We start from the raw sequence: 22421 nt of genomic DNA on the forward strand, positions 1-22421 counted from the left end.
TCCGGTCTACGCCCAGACCGCGGCGTACGGCCACTTCGGCCGCGAGCTTCCCGACTTCACCTGGGAGCGCACCGACCGCGTCGACGCCCTGCGCACCGCCACGGGAGTGTGAGCCGTGGAGCATCCGCAGCATCGGACGGGCAAGGGCGCGCCGCTCCCGACGGCCGGCGCCCCGTACTCCTTCTCCTTCGAGTTCTTCCCGGCGCGGAGCGAGGCGGGGGACCGGTCCCTGTGGCAGGTGATCCGGCGGGCCGAGTCGCTGTCGCCCGCGTTCGTGTCGGTCACCTACGGGGCCGGCGGCTCCTCGAGGGACCGCACGGTCGAGGTCACCCGGCGTATCGCGGCGGAGTCGACACTGCGCCCGGTCGCCCACCTCACCGCCGTCGGTCACTCGGTGGCCGAACTGCGCGCGATCGTCGGCCAGTACGCGGACGCCGGCATCCGGGACATTCTGGTGCTCCGTGGCGACCCGCCCGGTGACCCGGGGGGCGAGTGGACCGCGCACCCGCAGGGACTGCGTCACGCGTACGAACTCGTGGAGCTGGTCCGGTCGTTGGGGAACTTTACCGTGGGAGTCGCGGCCTTCCCCGAACGGCACCCGCGGTCGCCCGACTGGGACAGCGACATCCGGCACTTCGTCGCCAAGTGCCGGGCGGGCGCCGACTACGCGATCACGCAGATGTTCTTCGACGTGGAGGACTACCTCAGGCTGCGTGACCGGGTGACGGCCGCGGGATGCGACGTCCCGATCATCCCGGAGATCATGCCGGCCACCGACGTCCGCCAGGCCGCCCGGTTCGCGCAGCTCAGCGGTGCCGTGTTCCCGGCCGGTCTCGCACGCCGCCTTGAGTCGGCCAGGGGTGACAAGGACGCCTCGTACCGGATCGGTGTGGAGCACGCGACCGCGATGGGCCGCCGACTGCTGGCCGAAGGCGCGCCGGGGCTCCACTACATCACCCTCAACCGCTCCGGCGCCGTCTTCGACGTCCACCGCGGCGTTCTCGGCGCGGGGTGCGCGGGGTGCGCGGGGTGCGCGGGGTGCGCGGGAGAGGGGACGCCTGTCGGGCCCGCCGCGCGACCGGCGCGTGCCCGGTCCGCCCCGCCCGCCATCGACCGAGTACGGACCCGCCGCCGCTGAGAGGCGGAGCGGCCCACGACGACCACCGAAAGCATGCCTGGGGAGATGCTGTGCGCATTGCCATCACCGGTTCCATCGCCACCGACCACCTCATGACCTTTCCCGGCCGGTTCACCGACCAACTGGTGCCGGACCACCTCGACCACCTCTCCCTCTCCTTCCTCGTCGACGACCTGGAGGTGCGGCGGGGCGGGGTCGCAGCGAACATCGCCTTCGGACTGGGCAGGCTGGGACTGACCCCGTTTCTGGTCGGCGCGGTGGGGGCGGACTTCGACGACTACCGAGTCTGGCTCAAAGACAACGGCGTCGACACCGAGCACGTCCATGTCTCCGGCCGGCTGGGCACCGCACGCTTCATGTGCACCACGGACCAGGACCAGAATCAGCTCGCCTCGTTCTACTCCGGGGCCATGGCCGAGGCGGCCCGGATCGACCTCGCCGCTCTCGCCGACCGGACGGGCGGCTTGGACCTGGTGCTGGTCGCCCCCAACGCTCCCGACGCGATGCTCCGGCACACGAGGCAGTGCGTGGAGCTGGGCATACCGTTCGCGGCCGACCCCTCGCAGCAGCTCGCCCGGCTCACCCGCGACGAGGCGCGACTGTTCGTCACCGGGGCGCGGTGGCTGTTCACCAACGCCTACGAGGCCGCGCTCCTGGTCGAGTTGAGCGGCTGGAGCCGGGAGGAGATCCTCTCCCGGGTGGGCGCCTGGATCGTCACGCACGGCGCCGAGGGCGTCCACCTGGACACCGCCGACGGGATGCGAGAGACCTTCCCCGCCGTGCCGTCGGGCGGCGTGGCGGACCCCACCGGCGCGGGCGACGCCTTCCGGGCGGGCTTCCTCGCCGCCATCGGCTGGGAACTTACGCCCGACACGGCGGTCCCGCTCGGCTGTGCACTCGCCACCGAGGCGCTGGAGACCGTGGGTTCCCAGCTCTACCGGGCGTCTGCGCAGGACCTGCTGGCTCGCGTCACCGCGACGTACGGAGAATCCGTGGGCACCGTGCTGGCCCCGCACCTGGAGCGGCTGGGGTGATCGTGACCGCCAGCGTCCTTGTGCTCGTCGCGAGCTGGGCGACGTACCTGACGTACAGGAGGGGCCGCCCTCTCCCGTGGGAGCAGTCGGCGCCGACCAGCGGAGCGTGGGCCTTTCCGGCCGCCGACACTGACGCGCACGCCGACGATGCCGGGGCCGCGACGTCCGCGGCGGCCGCCGGGCGAAGGGAAGAGTGAGCGAGCAGTGGTCGAAGCAGAGACAGCTGGTAGCGGCTCCGCGCTGGCGGAACTGGTGCACGAAGGGGTCTCCGTCTGGCTGGACGGAGTCACCCGCCGGTCCCTCGTGGACGGAACCCTGAGGCGCCTGGTCTCGGAGGCGCCGGTGACAGGCGCCCTGCTGCCGCTGCGGGAACTCGGGCGCGAAGTGCGGGAGGGCACTGCCTACCGCGAACAGCTCGACCTGCTCGGCGAGCGGGGCGTCGGCGCCGAGGTGGCCCTGTGGGCACTGCACCGGTACGACGTCCGCCTGGCCTGCGACGTGCTCGCGGAGCGGTTCGCGTCGACGCGTGGCGCGGACGGCTGGGTGTGCGCCGAACTGGATCCGAGGTCCGCCGACGACGCCCCCGGCTCGCTCGCCGGGGCTCGGGCCCTGACCGACGCGGTGAACCGCCCCAACCTGCTGATCACGGTGCCTGGCACCGCGGCCGGCCTGCAAGTGGTGAGCGGCTGCCTCGCGCAGGGGATCGCGGTCAACGTCAGCCACCTATACTCGCCGCGTCGCTACGAGGACGCTGCCGACGCCTACTTCGAGGGGCTCGGCCGGGCCCTCGCCGCCGGACGCCCGCCGGCCTGCGGCTCGGTGGCGTCCTTCGACGCGGCCAGGACGGAGGCGGCGCTCCACGAGCGGGCGGACACCGTCGTACCGCGCGGCGGGTCTGCGCTGGCTCTCGCCCGCGCCGTGTACCACCTGTACGAGGAGCGCCTCGGCACGCGCGACTGGCGCAGGCTCCGCAACGCGGGGGCCACTCCGCAACGGTTGCTCTGGCCGGATGCCGGTGAGACGGACCGCACGGCGGCGGTTCGCCGGGTGGAGGACATGGTGGCCTGGAACACCGTCCAGGCGATGTCGGAACGGACCCTCGACGCGGTGGCCCGGCTGGGCAGGCTGCACGGCGACACGCTCTCGGGGGAGTCCGTAGCCGCGCAGGCACACCTGACGGAGCTGCGGAACAGGGGCGCGGGCGTCGAGGAGGTCGCCACGGAACTGGCTGCCACGGAGCTGCGCGAACGGGCACAGGACACGGCGGCGCTCGTCGACTTGCTGCAGGAGCGCCGTTGAGGGGCGGCTGCCGCACGGATGCCGGCCCAGACGGACGTGCCCGGGCCGGCTTCCGTGCGGGTCCGTATCGGGTCGGGTGCCAGGTCAGGCGCGGAACGTCTCGGGGAACGAGGCCGCAGGGGCGGTGGCGCGGCCGGGGACGCGGCCGGGGAACTCGGCCCCCAGCAGGGCCAGCAGCGGGGCCGCCTTGACGGCGGTCTCCTCGAACTCGGCCTCCGGGTCCGACAGCGCGGTGATCGCCCCACCGATTCCGTACCGCACCAGGCCGGGCGTGAGGACGGCCGTGCGGATGACGATGCTCAGGTCGGCCGCCCCGGTGAGGGAGAAGTACCCGACGGCGCCCGCGTAGATGCCTCGCGGGCCGCCTTCGAGCCGGTCGATGATCTGCATGGTCCTTTCCTTGGGAGCCCCGGTCATGGAACCGCCGGGGTGCGCCGCACGTACACAGTCGACGGCACTGCTGCGGGAGTCCAGGGTGGCGGTCACGGTACTGACGAGCTGGTGGACGGTGGCGAACGTCTCCACGCGGAAGACGTCGTCGGCGGCGACCGAACCGGTCTTCGCGCACCGTCTCAGATCGTTGCGCACCAGGTCGACGATCATCAGGTTCTCCGCTAACTCCTTCTCGTCGTGGCGCAGTTCATCGGCCAGTGCGGCGTCCTGCTCGGGTGTGCTTCCGCGCGGCCTGGTGCCCTTGATGGGCCGTGACTCCGCGGCGCCGTCGGCACCGACGCGCAGGAAACGCTCCGGGGAACTGCTCAGCACCGACAGTTCGTCGAACCTCAGCAGTGCCGCGAACGGGGAGGGAGCGACCCTGCGCAGATGCCGGTAGCTCTGCCACGGGTCGAGGTCCACACGCGCCGACGCCATGTTGGTGAGGCAGATCTCGTACGACTCGCCGGACCGCAGCTCCGTCTGGCAAGACTTGATCAGGTTCAGGTATTCCTGCCGGTCGTGCCGCAGTTCCAGCTGCACGTCGCGGGCGGGCGGTGCGGGAGCGGGGCCCCGGTCGAGGCCCGCGAGGGCTTCGAGGCGACGGGCGGTCTCCACCAGCCAGGGGTGCGCCGTGCCCGGCTCCTCCTCCAGGGCGAGGAGGTGGGTGGTGCCCTCCCGGTGGTCGAAGACCACGGCGCGGTCGGCGAAGAGCATCGCCGCGTCCGGCTCCGGCGAAGGGTGCGCCGGGGCCGCGCCGGATGCGGGGTTCAGCCCGTACCCCAGGCAGCCGACCCAGCCGAGTGCGAACGCGAAGGGCAGCTCCGGCACCCGGGTGTCCGTGCCGCGCAGGTCCTCGTCGAGCCAGCTCAGGAAGTCGCCGGTGACGATCTTCGCTCCGCTGCGGGAGTCCACGTGGACCGTGCGGCTGGACACGTCGGCAGTGGCCACGCGGGCGAGCGGGCCCGAGGCATCGCCCATGAACGAGAACCGGCCAAGTTCACCGGTGGTGCCGGCGCTGTCCAGCCAGAAGGACCTGGTGGCCGCTGAGTACAGGTGCTGGAAGACGACTTCGGCGTCCCACCGGGTCTGAAACCGCTCCGCACGGACGCGCAACCGGCGTCGCGGAACGGATTGCGGCTCCGCATCGGCCGCGTCCTCCTGCGGGAGACCGGAGTCCCGAGAGGCCCCGGAATCCTGCTGCCGGACGCCGCCGAGCGCGCCCGAGACCCATGGCCTCCGGCCCGGCGAAAGGTCTACGAAATTCCTGAGGAGCTGCATTCCCCATTCCGTCCCGATCGATTCCGGATGGAATTGGACTCCGTGCAGCGGACGGTCTCTGTGTCGCATAGCCATGAGAATTCCGTCGGGCGTCCACGCCGTCGCTTCGAGTTCGTCGGGCAGCCGGGTGACGGCGAGAGAATGATAACGTGCGACGTCGAACGGAGAGGGCAGTCCGGCGAACACTCCTGTTCCCGTGTGCAATACAGGGGAAATACGCCCGTGCCGGGGTTCCGGTGCCAGGGCCACTTTTCCGCCACTGGTCAGAGCGATTCCCTGATGCCCGAGACATACTCCGAGCAGAGGAATCTGTGTCTCGCGAACAATGTCCCGACAGATGCCGAAATCGGCCGGGCGTGCGGCGCTCCCCGGACCCGGTGAAATGACCACTCGGTCGAAGTCCCCGAGGTGCGCGATGCGCCACTGTGTGTCGTCGTTGCGGACGACCGTCGGCTCTTCTCCGGAAATCTGCGCCAGGTAGTCGAACAGGTTGTAGGTGAAGGAGTCGTGGTTGTCGACCAGCAGAGTGCGCATCGGTGCTGAAGTCTCCTGGGAGTCGTGGCGGGCGGGCCGGCGCTGCGGGAGATCAGACCCGTACCAGCTGGCCGAAGCCGGTGTCACGACCGGAGTTCCGGGAGGGCCGGCTCTCCGCCGGAACCACTTCGAGCAGGAGGTGCTCGATTGGATCGGTTCCTTCGAGGACCGTGCGGCGGCGCAGTACCCGCAGTTCACGGCCGCACTCCTCGGCAATGCCCGCCAGCTCGGCCGCATTGCCCCGTTCGCAGAAATGCAGCAGGGCGGACCCGGTGTCGGTCAGGTGATGCACCGCCTGTTCGAGATACCTGCGGTGGGTGCGGTATCCGGCGTCCATGTAGGCGCGTTCGTGGACCGACCCGTAGGAGTAGTCCGGCGGAGCCAGCACGTAGTTGGAGCTCCAGAAGATCCGGTCGAACCGGGTGTCGGGGTCGAGTGCGTCGAACAGATCGCTGTGCAGCGCCTTCAGACGGTGGGTGACGCCGTGCCGCTCGGCGTTCATCCTGGTGTTCTCGACGGCGTGGTGATTGATGTCCGTTGCCACCGTCGTGCAATGGGACAGCGCGGCCTGGACGGAGATGACGCCGGAGCCGCAGCCGATCTCCAGGAAAGAGGAGGGTGCGGCCCCAGGATTCGGGTCGGTGAGCCCGAGGAATTCGAGGGAAATGCTGGTCGAGGGGGAATAGACCGGCGCGAACACCTCGTCCAGCAGATCCCACTCGCGACCGGAAAGAGAGAAGACTCGAGGGCGGTCCGGGTTGGTCATCGACAGCTTGCTGCGTTCCAGGGACTTTAGGTAACTTTGCACTTCGAGCATCAGACCTCCGGGACTCTGGGAGTGAATCCTGACCGGTCATTTACTCTTCTACGGCTTCGGCCGTTCAGGAAGGTGACCCGGTGACAGGTCTGGCTGCGACGATGGTGACGTGAACACCGTCTATTGTGTGTGACGCTCGCCACATGTGCGATATTGGTGGCCTTCGGGGAAGGTGCCCGCAGGGACAGTCGTGTTGGTCAGCGAGCGCGAGCGAATAGCGCGCACGCTCTGTCGGGTAAGGCAACCAATAGATGAATTCAGCCGAACATTCCGGTATGCGAGAGATGCTCGGAGTTCTCGAACTGCTCGCCGCAGAGGCGCCGCTGACCGAGATCGAGGAGCTGCTTCGGCGGGCACGGCAAGGCGTCGCAGGAGCCGATGAGGTGCAGCATCTGGAGCGGGCGGGGCTCATGGCCGCCGGCATCCACGCCTTGTTCTCGCGTCGTCAGCGGCGCGAGGCCGAACTGTCCGCGCTCGTGGACACCGTGCGCGACCTGACCCTTCCCTACGATCTCGACGCCCTGCTGGCGACCATCACCCGGCGTACCCGGACGCTGCTCGGGCTTGACATGTCGTACATCAGCTTCCGTGACGCCGAGGCGGGAGACAGCTTCGTCCGCACTGCGGACGGCCACGCGTCCGCGCTCACCGTGGGCTACCGCGTCCCGTACTCGGCGGGCCTGGGCGACAAGGCCATCAAGGAGTCCATACCGATGTGGAGCGCCGACTACCTCGTCGACGACCGGATGGAGCACGCCACGGTCCTGGACGAGGTGGTCAGGGCCGAGGGGCTGCGAGCCGTCATCGCGGCGCCGCTGAAGTTCGGCGACAACACCTTCGGAGTGCTGTACGCCGCGGACCGCAACGTGCGGCACTTCACCGTCGGTGACGTCTCCTTGATGAGCTCGCTGGGAGACATGGCCGCCGTGGCCATCGAGAAGACGCGCACCCTGGAGAGGAGCCACGCCGATGTGCTCAGCCTCCAGTTCGGCACGTCGCAGATCACCTCGCAGCTGGACGTGCTCCGAAGGCTCGCGGAGCAGCACGCTGCTCTGGTCGACCGCGCTCTCGGCGGAGGCAGCCTGAGCGCCCTCGTCGACGAGGTCGCCGAGGTGTTCCACGGCGCGGTGTGGGTGCGCGACATGGAGTACCGGCCGCTCGCGGGCTCCGGAACGATTCCCGCGGTGAACGAGGCCGAAGTGTGGGAGGCGTCCCGAACGGTGTCCGCACGGCGCGTGCCCGTCGTCCTCGCCACGGGCACCTGGGTCGTGCCGGTGACGGCGGGGGGCGAAGAGCTCGCCGTCCTGCTCGTGCATCCCCGTGAGCCACTGGACGGCCAAGGTGAGACCTCCTTACGGCTGGCGGCCCAGTCGGTCGCGGTGCTGCTCCAGATGCACCGCGGTGAGGCGGCCGCCGCGAGCCCGTTCCGCGACGAGCTGTTCGAGGACCTGCTCGTCGCGCCGCACCGGTCCGCCCAGCAGTTCGTCCAGCGGGCCCGGAGACTGAGCGTCGACCTCGAACGGCCGCACGTCGTCGTGGTCGTACGGCCGGAAAGCGGCACCCAGGGCAGGGCGGCCAGTTGGGCGGCGGCCTACGCACGGCGGATGGACGGGCTGCGGAGCATTCAGAACGGCTGCATCGCGCTGCTGCTGCCCTCCGCCGACTCCAGTGTCGCGGCCGCCGAGGTCTCCACCGAACTCTCCCCCCTTCTCGACCACCCGGTGACGGTGGGAGCGGCGGGCCCGGTCTCCAGCCCCGCCCTGATCCAGCAGGCCCACCAGGAGGCGCTGCGCTGCCTGGATGCGCTGGTCTCCCTCAACAGCGTCGGCGGTTACGCGTCCACCGAAGACCTGGGTTTCCTCGGAGTGCTCCTCTCGGACAACCGGGACGCCGCGAGCTTCATCGAGGCCACGATCGGACCGGTCCTCGACTACGACGCCCAGCGCTCCACCGAACTCACCAGGACCCTCGACGAGTACTTCGCCGCCGGTGGCAGCCCGCGGCACGCGGCGGAGGCGCTCCACGTCCATCCCAACACCGTCTCCCGCCGACTGGAGCGGATCACCGAACTCCTGGGCGCCGACTGGCTCAAGCCGGAGCGGGCGCTCGACGTGCAGGTGGCGCTCCGGCTGCACCGCACGCACGACGTACTGCTGCAGAAGAGGGACGGCGCGACCGTTCAGGCGACCAGGGAGGAGCCGCCCGAGGCCCCGGCGGACCGCAACTCCGCCATCGCGTAGGCACAGGACGCCAGAGTCATGTGCCGGTGCCACCCCTGGAAGGAGCGCCCCTCGTAGTCCCGCAGCCCCACGTCCCTGCCGCGAGCGCGCCACCCGGCGTCGACCCGGTGAGCCAGCCGGGTCGCACGCAACAGGGCGCGCGACGAGGGACATTGGACATTGGTGAGCCACAACTCGGCGGGCTCGCCGCGCAGTTCGTGCCACACGCCGAGAAGGACGAGCCCGCTCGCCGTGCCTGGACGCCCTGTCTCCCGCAGACCGGGAAGACGCACGCTCGCGGTGGCGGTCACGGGTGCGCACGAGTCCTCCCCGTACGGCGGGAGGCCCACCGGACGCGCCCGGCGCGCCCGGTCGAGAGCCGAGCGGGCCGGGGCGAGGCGCCCGACGCTCCTGGCCCCCCGGCGCCGGTCGCCCACGGCGAGCAGCGTGTGCCCGCTGATGCGCACGGCGACCGGGGACATGCGTCTCAGCAACCGCGCCAGCTGGGCCCGTTCGTCGTCGCCCCGGGCGTCGGTCACGATCAGCCGCGGGACGTCCTGCCACGAAGGGACGTCGTCGAGGAGGTCCGCGACGCAGCCATGGGCGGCGGAGGCGCCGAGTCCGTCCGGGAGTTCCTGGCAGGGGCGCTGCGGTTCGGGGGCGGTGCCGGGCAGGCCGAGCCGCCAGCTGACCGGCGCGACCATCCGCTCGGAGGCGTACCACATGCCGTATGCCCGCTGCCCAACGACCTGTTGGCCGGCCTCGGCGGAGAAGTGCGGGGACACCCCCACCATCCGCCTGCCCGTCTTGGGGATGGACACCGGCAGGGCCACCCAGACGGAGGCGGGGTCGATTCCGCCGAGGTAAGCCGCCAGTGCCCTGCGCACCGGGCTCACCGCCCAGCGGGAACTGTTGACGAAGTGGTGCAGCCGCTGCTCGTCCCCCGGTACGCCGACCGAGGCCGCGATGTTCGCGATCGACTTGCGCCCCTCGGCCTGCAGGAGCCCGTCCATGTACTGCCGCGCCCGGACGCGCTGGTCGTAGCCGCGGAGCCTGGCGAAGAGGGCGGCGCAGAGGTCGGTGACGACGTCCGATGGGGCAGTGACGTGATGTCGCGTCAGGCGCGTGTGATGAGCGGGTTCCTGGAGCGATGTGGTGTGGGCCATGGAGGCGCCTCCTGGTGCACGGGGTGTTCTACGCACTCACACCAGGTTTCGTGCAGTCGGCCGTCCGCAGCCAGGTGTGACGGGGACACCTCACCCGGGCCGGGTGGTGACCGGGTCACCATCGCCGACTCTGCTCGCAGCCCCGAACGCACGGATGGCGTCGCAGGGGTGGTGCCCGGGTCACCACCCCCGCGATGCCTGCCGCCGGTTCACCGCGTGCCGGTGACGCTCCTGCGGCCCGGCTGTGCCTCGCTCTCCTGGTGGCGGGCTCGGTAGTCGGCCACGTTCTGCCGGTTCCCGCACAGGCCGGGCATGCAGTAGCGGCGGCGGCCTGCCTTGCTGGTGTCGATGCACATGCCCGCCCACACCGGCGAGGCGCAGTGCCGGAAGCGGTTGTGGCTGAGGGTGTGCAGCACGCCGAGTAGTCCGATGCCCACGAGGGCGCCGAGTTCGTCGGACAGGGAGGCCCGCGGGCCGGTGGCCACGTGCCACTCCCAGTCCCCCGTGGGGCCCCGGAGCAGGGACAGGCCGGTGAGCGCCCGTGCGGTCAGCTCGTTCGCGCCTTCGGCCACCTCGTCCTCGTCGCTCTCCAGCAGGACGCGCGTCTGCGTGCGCAGCGCGAGAACCTGGGCGAAGTCCCTGTCTGTGGGCAAGGCACCCCGGGGCAGGGCGTCAAGTCGTACTTCGTGTTCTTCCAGGAAGCGCGCCAACGCCTGCGGGCCACGGGCAACCGCTACCTGCGGGGACTGAGGCTGGACAGCCGCCGCAAGTCGATCCGGGCCATCGCCTCGAGGCTGCCGGACGGCAACGAGCAGAACCTGCAGCAGTTCGTGAACCAGTCCACCTGGGACCCGGTGGCGGTGCAGCGGCGGTTCGCGGAGCGGATGCTGCCGCTGACCGCCCCGACGGCCTGGGTGATCGACGACGTGGCGGTGCCCAAGGACGGGAGAATGCCGGTCGCCGTGGCTCCGCAGTGCTGCGGAGCCCTGGGCAAACGCGCCAACTGCCAGGTCGCGGTCAGCGTCCACGCCGTCGGTGACACCGCTTCCTGTCCGTTGCAGTGGCGGTTGTTCCTGCCCAAGGAGTGGGTGGCGGACACCCACCGCAGGACCGTCACCCGCGTTCCGCCCGAAGCTGGGCACCGCGAGAAGTGGCGGCTGGCTCTGGACATGCCCGATGAACTGGCAGGCTGGTGCATGAGGCCGCCGGTCGTGGTGGCCGATGCCGCCTACGGCACCAATGCCCGCCTGCGGGCCGGCCTGCCCAGCGGGGAATCGACTGCGTAAGCCGACTGCGGTGAAGCAGGCATCCCCCACCCGGGACGGGGTGGGGGATGCCTCTTTTTCTAGTGCACGGGCCGCCAGTCGGCGGCCGTCTCGTCCAGTCGCGGAGACTGCGGGTCCTGCCAGATCAGACAGCCGTACACAATTCCAGGAACATTGGAACCCATCCGCTCGGCCGGGCCTTCGACGAGGGTCCGGGCGACGGCTTCCAAGTACGCGGTGATCGACGGATACAGCGGCTCTCCCATGAACATGCCCTCGTAGCTGCTCCACTTACCGAGCCCGGTGGCCGACAGGTACAAGCCGGTGTCGGTCGCTTCGGAGTAGTTGCCGAAGGGAGCAGCCCACTGCGCGCCCTCCCAATAGTCCTTGCCCCGGTAGTCGAAGCCGGCCAGCCGTGGCCGGACCGACTGAGCAGGAGTGAGCAGCAGCCCGTGAGGCAGGAACTGCCCAGTGCCCACCTCGCCCTCTTCGTCGTACTCGTCGATGTCGAGCTGCCGCACCCCGCCGGCCACCCTCCACAGGGCGACCAGCTCGGGCGGGAAGCCGTACCCGCAGTGATGCCTGAGCTGGCTTTCTGCTTCCTCTGTCTCGGCCTCGGTGGCCGGGGGAAGAATCGAAGCGTGCGAGGCAGGGGCGTACTCGCGTAGCCAGGATTCGACGCGGGCCCACGCGGACATGACGTCTGCCGCTTCGCTGTTGCTCATCCGGTCTCTCCGCTGCGCCGGTAGTGACATTGCATGCGGATCTTCCCCCGCTGGATCGTGCTCGCGTCATGTGGCAGGGCACTCTGGTGCCGCATCAGCCAACGTTCGCCCTGTAGTGCCTCAGATCGCGGATGGCACAGGTCTCGACGAACGCGATGTCTGAAAACCGCCAGCATGCTCGCGGACGGTCGGGCGAGAATCCGCTCATGATCGCTGAAACGCAGGGAATCCGCATTCGGCATCGCGGACATGAACCGCAGGTCCATCCCACCGCCTACGTCGCCCCGACGGCCACGCTGGTCGGTGATGTCCGCGTGGGGCCGAGGGCGCGGGTGATGTACGGTGCGGTGCTCGATGCCGAGGGGTCTCGGGTCGAGGTCGGGGAGGCGGCGGTGATCTGCGAGAACGCGGTGCTGCGCGGGTCTGCGGTCGCTGGCGATCAGCCGGTGCTTGTCGGCGACCACGTCTTCGTGGGGCCGCATGCCACGCTGCTGGGCTGCGAGGTCGGCAGGTGCGTCTACGTGGCGACCACGGCGACGGTTCTGCAGTGCGCACGGTTGGGGGCTGGCTCGGTTGTCGCTGTCGGCGCGCTCGTCCATGCGCGCACCGTTCTGCCGGACGAGTACTTCGTGCCGCCGCACACCGTGGCGCTTGACGCGCCGGTGCGGCTGCTGGCCCCTGGTGATCCGGGCTTGGCCGAGGCCGTCGGCCGGGTGGGCTTCGCGCAGGTGGCGTTCGGTGTCGACGCGGAGTGGACCGACCGGATCAGCCGGTACGAGCAGATCGCGGAGGTGCGCGTCGCCGAGTTCGGCACGCACGCGGACGATGAGGTTCTGAATCTCGGCTAGCGCCGCATCAGTGACCCTTGTGCTGTGCTGAGGTGACGCACCGTCCGGATTCCACTCCGGCGGCGCGCTTCCGGCACGCTGTGCTGGTGGCCGAACGAGTACGTATCCGCGAGATCGATGACGACGAGGGTCGGCGGCTGCTGCGGATCGTCCGCAGGGGCACCGGGTCGGTGGCGACCTGGCGGCGGGCCCAGATGGTGCCGCTGCCCGCGCAGGGCATGCCGGTGGCGAAGATCGCCGAGGTGACGTTCACCAGCGCAGACCGGGTCCGGGACGTGATCCACAACTTCAACGCCGACGGCTTCGACTCCCTCTGCCCGAAGTACAAGGGCGGCCGGCCCAAGATGTTCACCCTCCCAGAACGCCGTGAGATCAAGAAGATCGCCAAGTCCAAGCCGGCCGAGCACGGCCTTCCCTTCTCGACCTGGAGCCTGGCCAAGCTGGCCGACTTCCTGGTCGCCGAGGGGGTGGTCGACGACATCAGCCACGAGGGCCTTCGGGTCCTGCTCCGCGAGGAGGGCGTCTCGTTTCCACGCACAAAGACTTGGAAGACCTTCCGTGACCCCGACTATGCCGCCAAGAAGGCCCGCGTCGAGCACCTCTACGCCATCGCCGACGGCGAGGTCATGCCCGAGGAAGGCGAGCTCGAAGTCGTGTTCTGCCTTGACGAGTTCGGCCCGCTCAGCCTCCAGCCGCACCCGGGCCGGCAGTGGGCCGAGCGCGGCGGGAAGCACAAGGACCCCGACCGGGAGCCAAGGCCCCGCCGTCGGGCGACCTGCACCCGCCCGCACGGGGTCATGCACCTGTTCGCCGCCTACGACCTGGGCAAGGACCAGCTCTACGGCCACATCAAGCCGAGAAAGCACCGCACGAGGTTCCTGGAGTTCTGCCGCTACCTGCGCGGCCTCCACCGGCCCGAGGTCCGGATCGCGATCGTGCTCGACAACTTTTCCCCGCACCTGACCACGAAGAAGGACTCCCGGGTCGGCGACCGAGCCGCAGCCAACAACGTCGAGTTCGCCTACACGCCGACCAACAGCTCCTGGCTCAACCGCATCGAGGCCCAGTTCACCGCCCCGCGCTACTTCGCGCTGGACGGCACGGACCATGCCAGCCACAAGGAGTGGCTTGTCGTATTGATCGCTCTTGGGGAGGCCGTGGATGCCGTCGGTCATGGGGTTGCTGGAACAGCGCGAGCTCGTCGCCCGTCGTCGTGTGGACGAGCCGCGTGAGGAAGCCGACCGCGTCCAAGCCGAGCTGGCCGTGGCCGAGCGGAACTGGAAAGAGTGGGTGATCGCCCGCTCGCGGATCGGTGAGGTGCTGGCCCCCGGGGGCGAAGCCGCCGAGTACGACCAGGCCGAGCGGGCGGCGCCGGCAGAGGGACAGAGGGAGGAGGCACCGTCGGCACCGAGGGCCGTGAAGCCGAAGTCGCAGGTGCCTGTAGGGCACGGCGGGCTGGACTCATCGGTGCTGTCGGTGGACTACCAGCGCATCCTGCGGGTGCTCGAGGACCGGCATCGGCTCCATCAAGGGCCGCTGACGTGCCAGGAGATGGCCGCCCTGTTCGGCCTGGATGCGGTGTCGGCGAAGGTGGAGGCACTGCGGTCGAATGTATCCGCCATCGGCCCAGACGAGGTTCAGCCGGTGGTGTGTGCCGGCGACCTGAGCCGGCAGGACCTGGGCGGCGGTGCGGTCTCCTGTGTCCGCGGCGGTGACCACCACCGCGAACAGTAGACCGAGCATGTCGACCACGACGTGCCGCTTACGCCCGTTGACCAGCTTGCCGGCGTCGAACCGCGGCTGTCGGCGCCGACGACGGCGTCCGCTTTGACGGACTGCGAGTCGATCACACCCGCACTCGGCTCCGCGTCCCTGCCCAGCGTCTGGCGGACCTGTCCACGCAGCCGATCGTGGAACTCCCTGACCAGGCCGTGCTCACGCCACCTGCGAAAGAAGGCGTACACGCGGTCCCACCGTGGGAAGTCCGCCGGCATCGCCCGCCACTTGATGCCGTTGTCCACGAGGTAGCGGATCGCGTCCAGCATCGCCCGGTGGCAGTACGCCTCCGGCTGCCCGCCCCGGCCACGCACCCACCCCGGCACCGGCAGCAGCGGCTGGACCGCCGCCCATTCCGCGTCCGTCATCTCCGACGGATACCGACGAACACGTTCCGGGTGATCGGCTGCGTTTCCGAACCGGTGGGCGACACAATCACACGACGGAGAACCCGAGTTCAACTCCACCGGCGCGAACGCGTAGAACTGCGGCAACAGGGTCTCCTGGATCGTCGGTTGGCTTCGCAACCCCGAGCTACCAAGGGGCCCCGCCTTCATGCCTGCGGCCAGCCGCGATCACCCGATCGAGACTCCCGTTCGACGCGCAGCCCGGACGGGCGTGCCGCGACGGGCCGGTGGAGGCGGTGAACAGTGGTCGACAGGCCCCCCTCGCCGGGCCTGGTCGGTTTCCTGATCGGCCCGTTCCGGGACTGCCGCCCGGGCGGGTGCAGCCCCTGGCCGTCCTGCGAGCGGCGCCTGGTGTGGTCGCGAAGGGGTGGGGGCGTGGGTCACGCCGCAGTGTCACCGTCCGCGGTGCGGGCCACCGTCACGGCGTCACGGTCGCTTCTCTGACGTGACGGTGAAGGGCCCGGTGGCGGGGGCCACGCACGGGGTGACGTCCGTTGTCTCGCCCGCCGCCAGGCCCGCCTCGCACAGCCGGCCGCCGCTCTCGCGCAGGTCGAGGTAGAAGCGCGTGGTGTTGCCGTCCTGCTTCAGACCGTGGATGTGTTCGTCGATGTAGCCGAAGTCGTTCAGGGTCTTCCGGACCTTGGCGGGGGTAGGCTCCGCGACCTTCTGCAGCGCCTCGATGATGCGCTGTTCGTGGTGGACGCTCGCGCACCAGTCGCGGCGGTTCAACTCCGTCTCAGGCCCTGTGGGAGGGGCGGGTTCGATCGGGCCGGTCGGGGGCGTCTCCCCAGGGGCGAGGTTCAGCACCGGCTCCGGAGCGGTCGGTTCTCCGGACGGTGCCAACGGCCTCCCGCCGGGCGGAGGGCACGTCTGCGCGTACGTGGTGAGCATCGCCGAGAACGCCTTCTGCTCAGGGGACGGCTGTGTGGGGCTCACCTCGGGGGCGACGCTCCTGGTCACCCTCCCCTGCGGGGCACCGCCGTTCAGCTCGTTTCCGCAGCCGGTGAGTGCCAGGGAGATGAGAGAGACGAGAGAGACAGTCGCAAGGCCATGACGGGGACGGGCGAACGCTTTGACGGAGAAACGGTTTTGCGCCATAGGCGGAGTCTCCGGCCGTCGCCGCTCGCCCCGCTTGAGTACGCGTACTCATCCCTTGTGGGTCATCACCTTCAGCAGCCGCCGGGTGTCCCCGTGCGCGGGGCCGGATTCGCTCAGCCTCCGTCGCCCCGGAAGCGTCCTGCGGCGATGGCCCGTACGTGGCCGCCCGAGGCGAGGTGACCGGCCCGGGTCACCGCGAGGACCTCCCGCGGCCCCGGAAGACGCGGTCCGGGCAGCGCCAGAAACTGGCGGCACGGTACACGGTGGACAGCACCGGCAGGGCGACGACGTCCATGCCTACGGACGGGGACTGGCCTTCGCCAAGAACCCCGACGACGCCAAGGGGGCTCTCCAGTGGTGTCCGATCGGCCCGACGTCGCCGGGACGGCCGGTGACGACGGCTGTCTGCGGTGGGTCATGGCGCTCCCGCTGGTACCCCTTCACACGGTCGCCGCGCGGTCCGTATACACGGCCCTCACCATCCGGCCCGCAGGCAGCTGGGACGACGAAGCACGAACCGGGATCGAGCTGTCCTACGTCCTCGCCATCGCATCGAGACTCCTGTTCGACGCGCAGCCCTCAAGATCGAAACGACAACAGCCATTAGCACTACGGACCTGACCTGGAATCCACTGCCGGGCAGTGTCGTAGTGGGGCGGGCGCGAGCAATTGTCAAAAGCTGTGGATCAGTTGCTGTTCACACGGTCTCGTGGTTCAGATGGATGAGCCCTTCGATGGAGCCCATGCGGGCCTGCAGGGCGGGTTCCGCAACCGGCGTGGTGGCGAGCAACAGCACTTGCGCCGTCGGGTGTTCCGGAGCGTAGAGGTCGTCTTCGCCGTTGTCGCCGGGGATCGGGTTGGGCTGGATCTCGATCCGCCTGTCGGGGCTGCTGGCGAGGTGGTAGATGCCCCGGTAATCGCTGTCGCGCTCGGTGAAGACCGGCCCGAGGCGGTCGCTGACGAGCCGGACCGGCTCGCCGACGGTGTGGGTGCTGGTGCCGTAGGTGTGGTGGTCGGTCATGGTGCACCAGACCCTATGCCGCGACGGTGGCGGGACGCTCGATCAGTTGGCATCGAAGCTTTCCCGCCGGTAGGGGTGGAGTTGCCGTGGGGCAAGCCGGAGGGGGAGAGGAAGAAGTTCTCCCTCCTGCTCACCACGCGCTTCGGCAACGCCGTCGCGGTGAACACATGGAACACCTACACCTGGACGCCGGCCTTGGCCAAGGCCGGCGTCATCCCGTCACGTGCCGAGGGGGCGAAACCCTGGCAGTGGGCGGCGGCCTCCGAGGACGGTTTCCACGTGCTTCGCCACACCTACGCCTCGATCGTGTGGGAAGCAGGAGAGTCCGTCGTGACCCTGGCCCGGTGGCTCGGACACTCCTCGCCGGTGATCACCCTCGGTTACTATGCTCACTTCATGCCGGAGGCCGGCAGCAAGGGGCGCGGCACCATCGACGGTCTGCTGGGGGAGCGGGGAGACCGGCCCGCCGGCCGAAACTCCCCAGATTCTCCCCAGCGTCGTTGACCGGTGATTCCTGCCCCTACGCCCCGGAGAAGTCGTCCGTGGATTGTAAGGCTGAAGAGATGGGTGGCCTAGGAAAGTGTTGAAAGAGGTCGCAGCAACCCGCTATGTCACGCCCCTGCGTGAGGGCGGCTCGCTCCCCGGGATCGTCGAGGCCGACGATCTCGGGACGTACGTCATGAAATTCACCGGCGCGGGGCAGGGCCGCAAGACCCTGGTCGCCGAAGTCGTCTGCGGGGAACTGGCCCGCAGGCTCGGGCTGCGCGTCCCCGAACTGGTCGCCATCCAGCTCGATCCGGTCATCGGTCTGGCCGAGCCGGACCAGGAGGTCCAGGAACTGCTCAAGGCGAGCGGCGGGCTGAACCTCGGAATGGACTACCTGCCCGGCTCGATCGGCTTCGACCCGCTCGCGTACGAGGTGGATCCGGCCGAGGCGGGCCGGGTGGTGTGGTTCGACGCGCTGATCAACAACGTCGACCGCTCCTGGCGCAACCCCAACATGCTCGTCTGGCACGGGGACCTCTGGCTCATCGACCACGGCGCCACCATGATCTGGCACCACAACTGGCCGACCGCCCGGAGCGCGTCCGCGAAGCCGTACAACGCCTCGGACCACGTCCTCGCGTCCTTCGGTCCCGACGTCGCGGCCGCGGCCGCCGAACTCGCGCCGCTGGTCACCGAGGAACTGCTGACCGAGGTCACCGCCGAGGTGCCGGCCGAATGGCTGGTCGACGAGCCCGGTTTCGAGAGCACCGAGGCGCTCCGCCGCGCGTACGTCGACGCGCTGCTGCCGCGCGCCGCGACGATCCACGACCGGATCACCCTCGGCGCGCCGACCAAGGGCAGGCCGTCGCAGGCTCCCGGCTGGCTGGCGGACCGCCTGGCGCCGCGGCCGCACGCGACCGGGCAGGACAAGCGGGCCGGGCGGGCCGGGCAGGGCGAGCGGGCCGGGCGGCCCGAGAAGGACGGCGGCAAGTGAGCACCGAGCGGGACGTCTTCGAATACGCGCTGGTGCGCGTCGTGCCGCGCGTGGAGCGCGGCGAAATGTTCAACGCGGGCGTGCTCGTCTACTGCCGCGCCAAGTCCTTCGTCGCCGTCAGGACCCACCTGGACGAGGCCAAGCTGAAGGCGCTGGACCCCGGCGCCGACGTGGCGGGCGTACGGGCCGCCCTGCGCGCCGTGGAAGGTGTCTGCGGAGGAGGGGAAGGGGCCGGGCAGGCGGCGGGCGACGACGCGGGGCGGCGCTTTCGCTGGCTGATCGCGCCGCGCAGCACCGTCGTGCAGCCGGGGCCCGTGCACACGGGGCTGACGGCCGATCCGGAGGCCGAGGTCGAGCGTCTGCTCGACCTGCTGGTGCGGTGATCCGCACTACTGATTCCGCGGGTCGTTCCTCGGGCCGTTGACACCGCGTGCCATCGCTTCTAGCGTCACGTCTGCTGAAGCTACTAAGCGGTTGCTCAGTGATCGGGAACTCACTCTCGGTCGACCTGGCTGAGCGGCCGCACCCGAGGGCGAGGAGAACCAGCATGTCCACCACCGAGCAGCGCGTCGCGATCGTGACCGGGGCGGCGCGCGGCATTGGCGCCGCCACCGCGGTCCGACTGGCGGCAGAGGGCCGCGCCGTCGCCGTACTCGACCTCGACGAGGCCGCGTGCAAGGACACCGTCGAGAAGATCACCGCGGCGGGCGGCACCGCCCTCGCCGTCGGCTGTGACGTCTCCGACGGCGCCCAGGTCGAGGCCGCCGTCGCGCGCGTCGTCACCGAGCTCGGTGCGCCGACGATCCTCGTGAACAACGCGGGCGTCCTGCGCGACAACCTGCTCTTCAAGATGAGCGAGTCCGACTGGGACACCGTGATGAACGTGCACCTCAAGGGTGCGTTCCTGATGGCCAAGGCCTGCCAGAAGCACATGGTGGACGCCAAGTTCGGGCGTATCGTCAGCCTCTCCAGCTCCTCGGCGCTCGGCAACCGGGGCCAGGCGAACTACTCCGCCGTCAAGGCCGGTCTGCAGGGCTTCACCAAGACCCTCGCCAAGGAACTCGGCAAGTTCGGCATCACGGCCAACGCCGTCGCGCCCGGCTTCATCGTCACCGAGATGACTGCGCAGACCGCCGCCCGCGTGGGCATGGGCTTCGAGGAGTTCCAGGCCGCGGCCGCCACCCAGATCCCGGTGCAGCGCGTCGGCACGCCGGACGACATCGCCAACGCCATCGCCTTCTTCACGGGCGAGGACGCCGGCTTCGTCTCCGGCCAGGTCATGTACGTCGCCGGCGGCCCGCTCAACTGACGCCGCTCGACTCTCACCGCTCAACCGAGGAGGGACTGAGGAACATGGCTGCTGGGGCAGAGGTACGGGACAGCGGGAAGGTCGCGCTCATCACGGGCGCGAGCCGTGGCATCGGTTACGGCGTCGCCGAGGCGCTCGTCGCCCGCGGCGACCGGGTGTGCATCACCGGGCGCGGCGAGGACGCGCTCAAGGAGGCCGTGGAGAAGCTCGGCGCGGACCGGGTGATCGGCGTCGCGGGCAAGGCCCACGACGAGGCGCACCAGGCGATCGCGGTCGAGCGCGCCATGGAGGCGTTCGGACGGGTCGACTTCCTGATCAACAACGCCGGCACGAATCCGGTCTTCGGACCGATCGCCGAGCTGGACCTGGGTGTCGTCCGCAAGGTCTACGAGACCAACGTGGTCTCCGCGCTCGGGTTCGCGCAGCACACCTGGAAGGCGTGGCAGAAGGAGAACGGCGGGGCGATCGTCAACATCGCCTCGATCGCCGGCATCTCCGCCTCGCCCTTCATCGGCGCGTACGGCATGAGCAAGGCGGCTATGGTCAACCTGACCCTCCAGCTGGCGCACGAGTTCGCGCCGACCGTACGGGTCAACGCGATCGCGCCCGCCGTGGTGAAGACCCAGTTCGCCCAGGCGCTCTACGAGGGCCGCGAGGCGGAGGCCGCCGCGGCGTACCCGCTGGGACGGCTCGGTGTCCCCGAGGACATCGGGGGAGCTGCAGCCTTCCTCACCTCGGACCAGTCGGACTGGATCACGGGACAGACCCTGGTGGTCGACGGCGGGATCTTCCTGAACGCCGGCGTGGGCTGAGTCGCTTTACTCCGCTTTTACTCTGGATTGTTCACAAGTGCCCTGCCGGGTCTGCCCGTTGACCCGGCAGGGCGCTGCGGTATGGTCTGCCGACCCATGGCTGATCGAGGAGCGTGCACGTGTTCAACCGGACCAGACGTCTGCAGTCCGTTGCAGCCCTTGCGTCCATATCCCTGCTGACCGGATGCGGGATGCTGTCCGGTGATCAGTCCGATACGGAGCAGAAGCTCGCTGTCGGTACGACGAGCACGCCCAGCACGCTCGATCCGGCCGGCGCGTGGGACGGCTCCTGGGAGCTGTACCGGAACGTCTTCCAGACGCTGGTCAGCTACCCCGTGGGCAGCGCCGCACCGGAGCCCGACGCCGCCGAGAAGTGCTCCTTCACGGACAGCTCGAACAAGGTGTACAGCTGCACGCTCCGCGAGGGCCTCGTCTTCTCCGACGGGACCAGGCTCGACGCCGCGGCCGTGAAGCACTCGATCGACCGCATTTCCGCGATCGGCGTGAACGGCGGCCCCAGCGGGCTCCTGAGCAGCCTGGACAGGGTCGGGACGAGCGGCGACCGGAAAATCACCTTCCACCTCAACAAGCCGGACGCCACCTTCCCGTTCGTTCTCGCGACGCCCGCGATGTCCCTCGTGAGCCCCGCGGACTACCCGAAGAGCAAGCTCCGCGAGGACAACGGGCTGACCGGTTCGGGTCCGTACACCCTCGCCTCGTACAAGCCGGGCAGGACGGCCGAGCTGGTGAGGAACCCGAAGTACGACGGGTTCGCCGAGCTCAAGAACGATGCCGTCACGATCCGCTACTTCAAGGACTCCGCCGTGATGGTGGAAGCGCTGAAGAAGAAGGAGATCGACGCGACGTTCCGCGGTCTGACCGCGGAGCAGGTCATCGACCTGCAGGACCAGCCGAAGGAGAAGGAGCTCCAGGTCGTCGAGGCCGTCGGCGCCGAGATCCGCTACCTGGTGTTCAACCCCAAGGACTCGGCCGCACGCAACCCCGCGGTCCGCCGGGCCGTCGCCCAGGTGATCGACCGGGGCGCTCTCGTCGAGAAGGTCTACAAGGGCACCGCGGAGCCCCTCTACTCGATGATTCCGAACGGTGTCGCGGGCCACGCGACCAGTTTCTTCGACACCTACGGCGAGCCGAGCGCGCCGAAGGCGCGGAACATACTGGCCGAGGCGGGCATCACCGAGCCCGTCCCGCTCACCTTCTGGTACACCTCCGACCGGTACGGATCGGCCACCGCACTGGAGTTCGCCGAGCTGAAGCGGCAGCTGGACGCGTCCGGACTGTTCCGGATCACGCTCAAGCACCGTCCCTGGAACACGTTCCAGAAGGGCTACCAGAAGGGCGAGTTCCCGGTCTTCGGCCGCGGCTGGTCCCCCGACTTCCCGGACCCGGACAACTTCGTCGCTCCCTTCGTCGGCGAGGAGAACGCGGTCGGTACGCCGTACGAGACGCCCGAGATCACGGCCAGCCTGCTGCCGAAGACACGGCAGGAGAGCGACCGCGCCGCGGTGGGCGAGCAGTTCGGGCGCGCCCAGGAGATCCTGCTCAAGGACGTCCGCCTGCTGCCGCTGTGGCAGGGCAAGCTGTACGTCGGCGCCTCCGACGACATCGCGGGCGCCGAACGGGCACTGGACCCGCAGACGATCATGCAGGTGTGGCAGTTGCACAGGAAGACCAGCTGGTAGCGGCCGCTGTCAGTGGCCGCGGGTAAGTTCTTCGGTGAAGAGCTGATCGCTTACCGGAGG

Annotated in this window: 19 protein-coding genes and 4 pseudogenes; 14 read left to right on the forward strand and 9 right to left on the reverse strand. The window is 69.8% G+C overall.

All coding sequences use genetic code 11. The annotated features are described in order from the left end of the window. Nucleotides 1-115: 115 nt before the first annotated feature. The 3 genes from metF to ACWDZ4_RS31560 all read left to right on the forward strand — a co-directional run bounded on the left by metF (nucleotide 116) and on the right by ACWDZ4_RS31560 (nucleotide 3471). Nucleotides 116-1138 carry a methylenetetrahydrofolate reductase [NAD(P)H] gene (gene metF / locus ACWDZ4_RS31550; RefSeq protein ID WP_451511806.1) on the forward strand — a complete coding sequence of 341 codons (1023 nt, stop codon included), beginning with the start codon at nucleotides 116-118 and terminating at the stop codon, nucleotides 1136-1138. Nucleotides 1139-1188: 50 nt separating this feature from the next. Next, a complete protein-coding gene (locus tag ACWDZ4_RS31555; RefSeq protein ID WP_451511807.1) occupies nucleotides 1189-2172 on the forward strand; it encodes a carbohydrate kinase family protein in 984 nt (327 codons plus the stop codon). A gap of 204 nt (nucleotides 2173-2376) precedes the next feature. Continuing rightward, nucleotides 2377-3471 (forward strand): transaldolase family protein, encoded by a 1095-nt coding sequence (locus ACWDZ4_RS31560; RefSeq protein WP_451511808.1) that lies wholly within the window; start codon nucleotides 2377-2379, stop codon nucleotides 3469-3471. Between the two features lie 84 nt (nucleotides 3472-3555). Here the strand turns inward: ACWDZ4_RS31560 and pabB are convergent, their stop codons facing one another. Together pabB and ACWDZ4_RS31570 are read right to left on the reverse strand one after the other, a co-directional pair. After that, nucleotides 3556-5718: an aminodeoxychorismate synthase component I gene (gene pabB / locus ACWDZ4_RS31565; RefSeq protein WP_451511809.1), complete on the reverse strand. Its 2163-nt coding sequence runs from the start codon at nucleotides 5716-5718 to the stop codon at nucleotides 3556-3558. Nucleotides 5719-5770: 52 nt separating this feature from the next. Continuing rightward, on the reverse strand, nucleotides 5771-6535 hold the full coding sequence (locus ACWDZ4_RS31570; RefSeq protein ID WP_451511810.1) for a methyltransferase domain-containing protein: 765 nt from the start codon (nucleotides 6533-6535) through the stop codon (nucleotides 5771-5773). Between the two features lie 275 nt (nucleotides 6536-6810). Here ACWDZ4_RS31570 and ACWDZ4_RS31575 point away from each other — a divergent pair, with 275 nt between their 5' ends. After that, the gene (locus ACWDZ4_RS31575) at nucleotides 6811-8775 is read left to right on the forward strand and encodes a helix-turn-helix domain-containing protein (protein ID WP_451511811.1); all 1965 of its coding nucleotides are present in this window, start codon (nucleotides 6811-6813) and stop codon (nucleotides 8773-8775) included. On the opposite strand, the gene ACWDZ4_RS31580 is transcribed toward ACWDZ4_RS31575, so the two are convergent. Beyond that, nucleotides 8715-9920 (reverse strand): IS701 family transposase, encoded by a 1206-nt coding sequence (locus ACWDZ4_RS31580; RefSeq protein WP_451511812.1) that lies wholly within the window; start codon nucleotides 9918-9920, stop codon nucleotides 8715-8717. The two genes, ACWDZ4_RS31575 and ACWDZ4_RS31580, sit on opposite strands and share 61 nt — an antisense overlap. 209 nt (nucleotides 9921-10129) lie before the next feature. Further along, nucleotides 10130-10573 (reverse strand): CGNR zinc finger domain-containing protein, encoded by a 444-nt coding sequence (locus ACWDZ4_RS31585; RefSeq protein WP_451511813.1) that lies wholly within the window; start codon nucleotides 10571-10573, stop codon nucleotides 10130-10132. Nucleotides 10574-10606: 33 nt separating this feature from the next. Between ACWDZ4_RS31585 and ACWDZ4_RS31590 the strand changes: the two are divergent. Beyond that, nucleotides 10607-11182, forward strand: a pseudogene (locus tag ACWDZ4_RS31590) (IS701 family transposase); the annotation flags it as partial. A gap of 83 nt (nucleotides 11183-11265) precedes the next feature. Here the strand turns inward: ACWDZ4_RS31590 and ACWDZ4_RS31595 are convergent. Then, a complete protein-coding gene (locus ACWDZ4_RS31595; protein WP_451511814.1) occupies nucleotides 11266-11910 on the reverse strand; it encodes a hypothetical protein in 645 nt (214 codons plus the stop codon). 206 nt (nucleotides 11911-12116) lie between these two features. Between ACWDZ4_RS31595 and ACWDZ4_RS31600 the strand changes: the two genes are divergently transcribed. The 3 genes and pseudogenes from ACWDZ4_RS31600 to ACWDZ4_RS31610 form a co-directional block, all read left to right on the forward strand. Continuing rightward, on the forward strand, nucleotides 12117-12758 hold the full coding sequence (locus tag ACWDZ4_RS31600; protein WP_355267934.1) for a gamma carbonic anhydrase family protein: 642 nt from the start codon (nucleotides 12117-12119) through the stop codon (nucleotides 12756-12758). 86 nt (nucleotides 12759-12844) lie between these two features. Beyond that, entirely contained in the window at nucleotides 12845-13990 is a 1146-nt protein-coding gene (locus tag ACWDZ4_RS31605; protein ID WP_451511815.1) for an IS630 family transposase, read from the forward strand. Next, nucleotides 13920-14381, forward strand: a pseudogene (locus tag ACWDZ4_RS31610) (hypothetical protein); the annotation flags it as partial. The gene ACWDZ4_RS31605 and the pseudogene ACWDZ4_RS31610, both read left to right, overlap by 71 nt. 27 nt (nucleotides 14382-14408) lie before the next feature. On the opposite strand, the pseudogene ACWDZ4_RS31615 reads toward ACWDZ4_RS31610, so the two are convergent. The 4 genes and pseudogenes from ACWDZ4_RS31615 to ACWDZ4_RS31630 form a co-directional block, all read right to left on the reverse strand. After that, nucleotides 14409-14501, reverse strand: a pseudogene (locus ACWDZ4_RS31615) (hypothetical protein); the annotation flags it as partial. A 227-nt stretch (nucleotides 14502-14728) separates the two neighbouring features. Then, nucleotides 14729-15091: pseudogene (locus ACWDZ4_RS31620) on the reverse strand (transposase); the annotation flags it as partial. A 276-nt stretch (nucleotides 15092-15367) separates the two neighbouring features. Beyond that, the gene (locus tag ACWDZ4_RS31625; RefSeq protein ID WP_451511816.1) at nucleotides 15368-15877 is read right to left on the reverse strand and encodes a hypothetical protein; all 510 of its coding nucleotides are present in this window, start codon (nucleotides 15875-15877) and stop codon (nucleotides 15368-15370) included. 859 nt (nucleotides 15878-16736) lie between these two features. After that, nucleotides 16737-17060 (reverse strand): hypothetical protein, encoded by a 324-nt coding sequence (locus ACWDZ4_RS31630; protein ID WP_451511817.1) that lies wholly within the window; start codon nucleotides 17058-17060, stop codon nucleotides 16737-16739. A gap of 81 nt (nucleotides 17061-17141) precedes the next feature. Here ACWDZ4_RS31630 and ACWDZ4_RS31635 point away from each other — a divergent pair, with 81 nt between their 5' ends. From ACWDZ4_RS31635 to ACWDZ4_RS31660, 6 genes are all read left to right on the forward strand, one after another. Beyond that, the gene (locus ACWDZ4_RS31635) at nucleotides 17142-17564 is read left to right on the forward strand and encodes a hypothetical protein (RefSeq protein WP_451511818.1); all 423 of its coding nucleotides are present in this window, start codon (nucleotides 17142-17144) and stop codon (nucleotides 17562-17564) included. A 76-nt stretch (nucleotides 17565-17640) separates the two neighbouring features. Further along, nucleotides 17641-18540: a HipA family kinase gene (locus tag ACWDZ4_RS31640; protein ID WP_451511819.1), complete on the forward strand. Its 900-nt coding sequence runs from the start codon at nucleotides 17641-17643 to the stop codon at nucleotides 18538-18540. Next, a complete protein-coding gene (locus ACWDZ4_RS31645) occupies nucleotides 18537-18923 on the forward strand; it encodes a DUF3037 domain-containing protein (RefSeq protein ID WP_451511820.1) in 387 nt (128 codons plus the stop codon). The genes ACWDZ4_RS31640 and ACWDZ4_RS31645 overlap by 4 nt, the downstream gene beginning before the upstream one ends. Nucleotides 18924-19087: 164 nt before the next feature. Beyond that, a complete protein-coding gene (fabG, locus tag ACWDZ4_RS31650; RefSeq protein WP_451511821.1) occupies nucleotides 19088-19849 on the forward strand; it encodes a 3-oxoacyl-ACP reductase FabG in 762 nt (253 codons plus the stop codon). Nucleotides 19850-19893: 44 nt separating this feature from the next. Beyond that, nucleotides 19894-20661, forward strand: coding sequence for an SDR family oxidoreductase (locus ACWDZ4_RS31655; protein ID WP_451511822.1), 768 nt, complete (start codon nucleotides 19894-19896; stop codon nucleotides 20659-20661). Between the two features lie 119 nt (nucleotides 20662-20780). Then, nucleotides 20781-22361 (forward strand): ABC transporter substrate-binding protein, encoded by a 1581-nt coding sequence (locus ACWDZ4_RS31660; protein WP_451511823.1) that lies wholly within the window; start codon nucleotides 20781-20783, stop codon nucleotides 22359-22361. Nucleotides 22362-22421: the final 60 nt, after the last annotated feature.

The organism is Streptomyces sp. NPDC003016 (assembly GCF_053591455.1).

Bases quoted from the DNA above. Each gene is read 5' to 3' on its own strand.
- pabB (WP_451511809.1), bottom strand. From the start codon at position 5,718: ATGCGCACTCTGCTGGTCGACAACCACGACTCCTTCACCTACAACCTG.
- ACWDZ4_RS31570 (WP_451511810.1), bottom strand. From the start codon at position 6,535: ATGCTCGAAGTGCAAAGTTACCTAAAGTCCCTGGAACGCAGCAAGCTG.
- ACWDZ4_RS31575 (WP_451511811.1), top strand. From the start codon at position 6,811: ATGCGAGAGATGCTCGGAGTTCTCGAACTGCTCGCCGCAGAGGCGCCG.
- ACWDZ4_RS31580 (WP_451511812.1), bottom strand. From the start codon at position 9,920: ATGGCCCACACCACATCGCTCCAGGAACCCGCTCATCACACGCGCCTG.
- ACWDZ4_RS31595 (WP_451511814.1), bottom strand. From the start codon at position 11,910: ATGAGCAACAGCGAAGCGGCAGACGTCATGTCCGCGTGGGCCCGCGTC.
- ACWDZ4_RS31600 (WP_355267934.1), top strand. From the start codon at position 12,117: ATGATCGCTGAAACGCAGGGAATCCGCATTCGGCATCGCGGACATGAA.
- ACWDZ4_RS31630 (WP_451511817.1), bottom strand. From the start codon at position 17,060: ATGACCGACCACCACACCTACGGCACCAGCACCCACACCGTCGGCGAG.
- fabG (WP_451511821.1), top strand. From the start codon at position 19,088: ATGTCCACCACCGAGCAGCGCGTCGCGATCGTGACCGGGGCGGCGCGC.
- ACWDZ4_RS31655 (WP_451511822.1), top strand. From the start codon at position 19,894: ATGGCTGCTGGGGCAGAGGTACGGGACAGCGGGAAGGTCGCGCTCATC.